Origin of the sequence: Millisia brevis NBRC 105863, from assembly GCF_001552615.1 — a bacterium.
GTDB classification, from domain to species: domain Bacteria; phylum Actinomycetota; class Actinomycetes; order Mycobacteriales; family Mycobacteriaceae; genus Millisia; species Millisia brevis.
Genome location: NZ_BCRN01000047.1, coordinates 1 through 1,245 on the forward strand (window position 1 = coordinate 1; position 1,245 = coordinate 1,245).

Sequence of the window (1,245 nt, forward strand, 5' to 3'; positions counted from 1 at the left end):
GAGGTGAGCCCTCTGTAGTGGTCCAGTCGTTGTGGGACTCTGTTGCCCGACTGTTCGGGCAGGAAGAATCACCAACGACATGACAGCGAACAAGCGTCGGCGGCACACGCCGGATCAGATCATCCGCAAGCTCGCCGAGGGCAACAAGCTCCTCGGGACCGGTCAGGAACTCGCTCAGGTGTGCCGACACCTCGAGATCACCGAGTCGACCTGGCATCGGTGGTTGGCCCAGTACGGCGGCATGAAAGCCAACGACGCCAAACGCCTCAAGGAACTCGAAGCCGAGAACGCCCGGTTGAAGAAACTCGTCGCCAACCAGGCCCTCGACATCGACATGCTCAAGGAGATCGGGTCGGGAAACTTCTGACCCCGAACCGCAAACGCCGCGCAGCAGCGATGCTGCGCGAGCGGTTCGGGGTATCCGAACGTCGCGCCTGCTCGGTGGTCGGCCTGCACCGCTCCACCATGCGGCTGACCCCACCACCGCTCGGCGACGAAGAATCACGGCTGCGGGCCTGGCTGCGGACGTTTTCCACCGATCGGCCTCGCTGGGGGTGGCGACGGGCGGCGAAGATGGCGCGTCGGGCCGGCTGGGCGGTCAACGACAAACGTATCCGCCGGTTGTGGCGCGAAGAAGGATTACGCATCCCGCAACGCCGCAGAAGGAAACGGTTGACCGGTATCGGGGTGAACATCGGTGCGATGTGCCCGATCAGGCCGAACGTGATCTGGGCGATGGATTTCCAGTTCGATACCACCGCTGACGGCCGTACGATCAAGCTGCTCAACATCATTGATGAGTACACTCGTGAGGCCCTCGCGATCGAGGTCGGCCGTTCCATCAACGCCGACGGTGTCGTGCAGGTTCTCGACAGGCTCGCCGCGACTCGCGGGGTACCGGCCTACGTCCGGTTCGACAACGGACCCGAGTTCGTTGCGCACGCGGTGCGTGACTGGTGCCGGTTCACCGGGACCGGATCGTTGTTCATCGATCCCGGGTCGCCGTGGCAGAACGCGTGGATTGAGTCGTTCAACGGCCGTATGCGCGATGAGCTGCTCAACGGATGGCGCTTCGACTCGCTCCTCGAAGCCCGCGTGATCATCGGTGATTGGAGGACCGACTACAACATCCACCGACCCCACTCCGCCCACGGCGAACTCACCCCAAACGAGTTCGCACTACAGTGGGCCACGACCCACCAACCCCAGGCCGCATAGCGACTGGACCACCAAACGGGTCCCCCT

General features: G+C 63.7%; 1 protein-coding gene. It reads left to right on the forward strand.

The window, feature by feature from the left end; genetic code table 11:
* The first annotated feature begins 79 nt into the window (after positions 1-79).
* Positions 80-1,218 (forward strand): IS3 family transposase gene (locus MB1_RS24750; protein WP_157084410.1). Its coding sequence is split into 2 segments (ribosomal slippage): positions 80-350 and positions 350-1,218, totalling 1,140 coding nucleotides; the frame shifts between segments, so codons are not numbered across the junction.
* Positions 1,219-1,245: the final 27 nt, after the last annotated feature.